The following is a 6,159-nucleotide window of genomic DNA, read 5'->3' on the forward strand; positions in this document are numbered from 1 at the left end:
GTTGATCCAGAAGATCCAGCGCCAGGAAACAAAGTCTGTGAGAAAGCCGCCTGCCAGAGGCCCCGCGACGAGAAAAAGGGATGAGGTGCCTGCCTGAAGCCCCATTGCCTTGCCGCGTTGCTCGACGGGAAAGGTGCTGGATGACCCGGCAAAGGTGAGCGGGAACATCACTGCTGCACAGGCGCCCTGGATTGCGCGCATTGCAATCAGCATGGACATGCTGTCGGCAAACCCTGCGATCAGCGAGGAGGCGGCAAATACGGTACAGCTTAAAATCATGGCCCGCCGCAAGCCGAACAAGTCCATGCACTTGCCGCCGACGCCGGAGAGGCAGGTGAAAGCGAGCAGGTAGGCATTCAGAACCCAGTGGCCCTGCGTTGGCGAGCCGTTCAGGTCTGCCCGGATCGTCGGCAGGGCAACGCCCAATATGGTTTCATCCAGAAGGATCAGGCCGCCGACAATTCCAAGGGCCAGGACAATCGAAACGCGTCTTTGATGCTCGCTCCGTTCCGTCAACAGACGGCCCTCCGATAGATTAGCCAGGAATTTGGCCTGCTCCGGTGGCCGCCGGAATGACGTATCGCTAACTTCCTGCGTTGTACATGAAGGCCTGAATCTTCCAGGCATCATCATCCTGCTTGCGCAAGACAACCATGTAATTGTCAGACGGCAAGGTCTTGCCCGATGTCAGAATGATGCCGAGCTGAAATGTCACGACGGCCAGATCGTCACGGCCTGCGAGTGCCAGATTTTCGAAACTCGTGATGTTGGCGATGTCAGTCGGCCGGAGCTTGTCCGCAAGCGCGCGCTTTTCTCCATCGGTCAAAGGCGGATGGTTGGGTGCATACATGACCGAGTTTGGCGCCCAGTAGCTGTCCCACTTGTCCATTTCGCCATTGACCCAGGCATTGGCCCAGTCTGTTACGACGTCCTGGACGGCTTCCGCGTCGCCAACGTCAAGGCCCTCGACACCCAGAGGAGATGTCAGATCTCCGGCAGCGATTGCCGGCGCTGTCATGATCGACTGAGACCCGCTGACCAGGATCAGACAAACAAATACTTGCAATATTTTGCGCATGTTACACTCCAACGTCACCCGAATTGCCGGAACTGGGATTCATCATGGCGTCAAAAAGTTTCCATGTCATCTCACTCTGCGGGATTTAGAGCAGATGTCCCATTTTGCGCCAAAGAAGTGCGCCGTACGGACTGGAGATTTTCTGGCTGGACCCTGCGGGGATGCGAAGCCAGGTGCCTGCTTCATACGTGCCGTCTTGATCGGAAAAACTGCCTCGGAGAACGAAATACTCTGCTCCGCCATGCAGTTGCTCGTGATCGAAGGAAGCGTTTTGCGTCCATTCGAGCATGGAGACGGTCTCATGCCGGTCCTCGAAGAGCGGCAGGATACGCTCTCCTGGCCGGCCATCTTCCCATCCGCCGTCAGCCCTTGTATCCACCCGGACATAAGCCCTGTCTGCCGGGTCCATCTGGCGCAGTTTGACCAGGATCACGGCTCCCGGGGTGCTTGACGGAATGTGTTCGGATCCCGGAGGGTTGCGGACATACATGCCTTTTGGAAAATCACCGGTTTCATCGGTGAAAATCCCGTCGAGGACTAGGAACTCTTCGCCCAGATCGTGCTTGTGTGCGGAAAATGCGGAACCAGGCGCATATTTCACAAGGCTTGTGGCGCGCGCCACTTCTCCGCCATCGCGTTCCAGCATACGGCGTTCGACGCCCGGAATGGGTGACGCGACCCAGTCCAGACTTTTGGTGTCTACAACCGCGCGCTTGGTCAAATCTGCATGTATCTGCATGCCGGCGCCCCTTCGATAATCTATCGGTAGACAGATGGTTTGCGGCCGCCCGCCTTCAATGCACAGCCGCGTGAACAATGCTGCCATGTGCGCGGGAGGTTTGGCGGAATGGTGGCAACAAGCCGGTGTACGAACCGCGCGCTCCAGCCGCTCAGGTATCCTCAACGTGCATTAATGAGCTGCCAAAGCGCTTGTTGACTGATCCCCTGAATAGGTCCTCACTGTTGCCAGCATTCAACAAAGAACTCGGGTGCTTCTTTCCAGTCGGTGAAACATGGATCGGTTTGTTCGAGCGCGAGCGGGACATAGGTCTGCGGGCGGCGGCCATCAATGATGTATTGCTGGCTCGTCCACCAGTGGCTCGGTGCGATGGTATGAAAATTGACCGACAAAACCTCTTCCCTGTCATCAGGCGCGAGGTATGGCGGGTAGTAGCCGTTGACCGGGTCGAGTGAATACTGTCCGCTGCTGCCCTTGTAGCCAGCGTCAGTTCCAACAAAGTTTGCAACAAGCAGATAGGCCTGCGCTGTTTTTGCCGTGGAATACCAGAACATGTTTGTATTGTCTGGATAAGCAACCGCCAGGAAGTCCGGATCAAGCGCATCCGCCCGCCCGAATTGTCCGTTCCAGGCTGACGGCATGGCGATAATGTCAGCCCTGCGCACGCTCAACACGTCAGAGGCTTCCGGAAAACGCGCCTCTCCGCCAAACAGGATCCCGATTCGGCCAATCTCTGTTTCAAACACCGGCAACGCGCTTCCGGCTGAAAGAAACTGGGCTTCTGACGCCTCCAGATGGGTCTTGCGATAACTTCCGACGACCTTGCCGTCGGGGTCGAGCAGACGTGCCGTCGTATAGTACTTGTCGCCGTCTGCTTCCGCGAGGCTGTACACCAGATAGGAGCCGTACAATGAAGCTTGCTGGCTGAAATAGCGATCGATGTCCGCGCTTGAGGCAGAAAAGGACTTCGCCCCTTCCGCGGATTGGGGCAAGCCGGTCAATGTGTGTTCGGGCAGGACGATCAGGTTGGTCAACAGGTTGACCCTTTTCTCGAGGAGTGCGGAAACTTTGTTTTTGTTCTTGTTGATGTTGCCCGGCTCCGGTTCGTATTGAACAAGCAGTGCATGAATGTCATGCGGTGTGTCGGAATTCAGAAGCGGTCTCGGCGACATATTCAATATGATGTCCCGATAAAGTTCCGGACGTCGTTGCGCGAGCAAGTCCTTGACCTTGTTGTCATAGTGGGCTGGGTCGATCTCGGCATAGAGGATAGTAGGTGCCTTGCCGGACTCGGTGGCTTGGCCCTTTTGTTTTGAAACCGGTGCCTGCCCGAGGTTTTCACCCAATGGCCCCCAAACAGATGCGCCACCCAGGTAATGCACGCCGATACCGAGTGTTTCGTTTTTCTCGATGTTGTTGCGGTTCGTTGCCACGACATAGAGGCCGTTCAAGGCCGCTTGCTGTTGGACATCGGAAATCGAGATGTGGACGCCCGCCTGTGAAGGATCGGGGTCAAGCATGCGCCCCGAACTTGCGATGAAGGCCAGGATGTTTGCTCCCTTGAGCGAGGCAAGACGGGCAGATTGATAGTAGTAATCATCATAACAAATGATGATCCCGATTTTTCCGAGCGGTGTGTCGAAGACCGGAACCCCCAGATTGCCCTGTGCCGCCCATTCGGACTCCAGAAGAAACAGATTGTTCTTGCGGTACTTTCCGATGAGCCCATCTGGTCCCATTAAAAAGGCGGAATTGTAATAGTTCCCTGTGCTCGGATCGACCTCCGGCATACCTACGACGATGTAGACGCCATATTGCTGCGCGGCTTTCTCGAAAAAGGCTGTTGTAACACCGGGAATGGAATCGACAAACGGAGCAATTTCCGACCGGGAACCGTAGACGTAACCGGTTGTTCCCATCTCGGGAAACAAGATCAGCTTGGCTCCGTTTTCGGAAGCGGTCTTGACCGCGGCCTCCATGGCGGGGAAATTCTGCTCGCGCTGTTTGAAGATTGGATTGAATTCGACGGCGGCGACCTTGAAGACCTCTTGGGCGATCGTGCTTAAGGGCTGAAATGAAGCCGTGGCGGCAAGTAAAAACAACAGGCAGAGTCGCTTGAGCTTCATTTTGCACTCCTTAGAAAATCTTGTTTATCCTGCGGGCTGTCCAATTTCTCTGTTTGTAAATTCTAATATGCAGGTTCGTATCCTGACCGATTTGCATGTGAAACGATAGACAATCCGCACGTGTCTGTCATCCGATCGTCAACAGTCATTGCTGCAAGCCGAAGTGGCGATCATTCGGCTTGAGTTTATCGTCTTCCAAAAGGCGTGCGCCGTGGGGACTACTGAACCCTGCCGCAGGGAGGGACTGTTTGCGGAAAATCCCCAGCAATGCACAGGGTAACTATGCCCTTTTGATCACGGACCTTGTAATGTCGCGCCATTGGCGCCGTTCAGATCACCGAAGCGGACACGCGGTCTTGCGCAAGGCCTGCGGGGCGACTAGCTTGCGCCTCCGCAAGTCGGCTGCGTGGCTCAGGTGATAGGCGCGGTCAGACCTGCGCATCCAGTCCGTTGCGCGGGTTGGCACCCGGCGCAGAATCATGCTGAGTCGGCGCTTGCAGCTGAAACCATAACCAGGAGGTCCTGAAGCGCCGCGAAGGTTGCGCCGGGAGAATGCATGACGGTTCAGATTGATATCGGAGAGATGTCGGGCGGTCGCCGTGCCCTCATGGATCTGGAGGAGCTGCTGGCGACGCGTTTGCTGGTTCAGGGCAATTCCGGCTCGGGCAAATCGCATCTTTTGCGCCGTCTTCTGGAGCAGTCGGCAAGCTGGGTGCAGCAGGCGATTATCGATCCGGAAGGGGACTTCGTGTCTCTGGCCGACAAGTATGGCCACGTGGTTGTAGACGCCGTCGGCACCGAAAAGGATCTGGAGATGATTGCCGGGCGTGTGCGCCAGCACCGTGTGTCGGTCATTCTCAATCTGGAAGGTCTTGATGCCGACCGCCAGATGAAGGCGGCAGCCACTTTTCTCGACGGGCTGTTCGATGCGGACAGGGAATTCTGGTACCCGATGCTGGTGGTGGTCGACGAGGCGCAGCTGTTTGCCCCTGCTGCTGCCGGTGAGGTCACAGAAGAGGCGCGCCGCCGGTCGCTCGGAGCCATGACCAACCTCATGTGCCGGGGCCGAAAGCGCGGACTGGCCGGTGTGATCGCGACCCAGCGTCTGGCAAAGCTTGCCAAGAACGTGGCCGCGGAAGCCTCCAACTTTCTGATGGGCCGGACCTTTCTCGATATCGACATGGCCCGGGCTGCCGATCTGCTCGGCATGGAGCGGCGGCAGGCCGAGAGTTTCCGCAACCTGGACCGGGGGCACTTCATCGCGCTAGGGCCCGCCATGTCGCGGCGCCCGATCCCGGTCAAGATCGGTCCGGTCGAGACGGCAGGCCGGGGCGGCAGCCCCAAGCTGATGCCCTTGCCGGAGCAACCGGCCGCGGACGCCAAGGATCTGATTTTTACACGCGCGCCCGGCGAACTGCCCGTGCGCCCCAGAAAGCCCGAACCCGTCATCTCCACCGGCGACGTTCTGAGCCAGCTTTCAAGCGCTGAAAAGGCCGCTGAAGATGCAATAGAACCGGCGGCGACTCTGCTCGATTTTGGCGAGCGTGAGGAAACGATCGCAAAGATCATTGCCGAAATCCTCGATGAGGAGGAGGCTGCGTTCCAGCCGATTGCCACCCTCTACCAGGATTTTCAGGTGCGCTGCCGTATCGCCAAATTGCCGGGCGGGACGCCGGATCTTCAGGTGTTCCGGGAAAAGCTCTCCGTTGCCCGGGCTGGGGTCGACCGGCAAGATGTTGATGACGGCGCGTGGCAGCAGGCCGAGCTGATTGCCTCAGAACTGCCCGAGGACATGCGCGGTGTCTATCTGCTCCTGGCAAAGGCTGCGCTCGCCAAGGCGCCATGTCCGGGCAATATCGAGATTGCCACCGCTTACGGCACCCGGTCGCCGGGCCGCGCACGCTGGCTTTTGAGCCATATGGAAGAACGCGGGTTTCTCGTCTGTGCCACAGACTTGCGGGGCAACCGGATCGTCACCCTCACGGATCTGGGCTGGCAGACAGCTCCGGGAGACGAGGCAGCCCTCCCGGCGGCCTAGAGATATTAACGGTTAGGATGAGCCTGCCGGAGTTTTTTCCCTGAGCGGGCTCCATGGCTGTTTTAGCAAGCGTTCCAACATGGCGGTTGGTATTACAGGAGACCGCTGCATATTGCTGGTCTGTGCAGCTGAACACGCCACTTCTGTGCATTATCATCTGTTTGGGATGGAGATGAAG

Annotated in this window: 5 protein-coding genes; 1 reads left to right on the forward strand and 4 read right to left on the reverse strand. The window is 57.7% G+C overall.

Annotation, left to right across the window (positions count from 1 at the left end; genetic code table 11):
• The 4 genes from E1297_RS05125 to E1297_RS05140 all read right to left on the reverse strand — a co-directional run.
• On the reverse strand, positions 1-516 hold a 516-nt coding region (locus E1297_RS05125; RefSeq protein WP_196223196.1), incomplete at its 3' end, for an MFS transporter.
• A gap of 67 nt (positions 517-583) precedes the next feature.
• Entirely contained in the window at positions 584-1,078 is a 495-nt protein-coding gene (locus E1297_RS05130; RefSeq protein WP_155134785.1) for a DUF4440 domain-containing protein, read from the reverse strand.
• A gap of 85 nt (positions 1,079-1,163) precedes the next feature.
• Entirely contained in the window at positions 1,164-1,817 is a 654-nt protein-coding gene (locus E1297_RS05135; protein ID WP_155134788.1) for a cupin domain-containing protein, read from the reverse strand.
• Positions 1,818-2,035: 218 nt separating this feature from the next.
• Entirely contained in the window at positions 2,036-3,943 is a 1,908-nt protein-coding gene (locus tag E1297_RS05140) for a nitrilase-related carbon-nitrogen hydrolase (protein WP_155134791.1), read from the reverse strand.
• 556 nt (positions 3,944-4,499) lie between these two features.
• Here E1297_RS05140 and E1297_RS05145 point away from each other — a divergent pair.
• On the forward strand, positions 4,500-5,981 hold the full coding sequence (locus tag E1297_RS05145; RefSeq protein ID WP_155134794.1) for an ATP-binding protein: 1,482 nt from the start codon (positions 4,500-4,502) through the stop codon (positions 5,979-5,981).
• Positions 5,982-6,159 lie beyond the last annotated feature (178 nt).

The sequence above is a fragment of the Roseibium sp. RKSG952 genome (assembly GCF_009711355.1).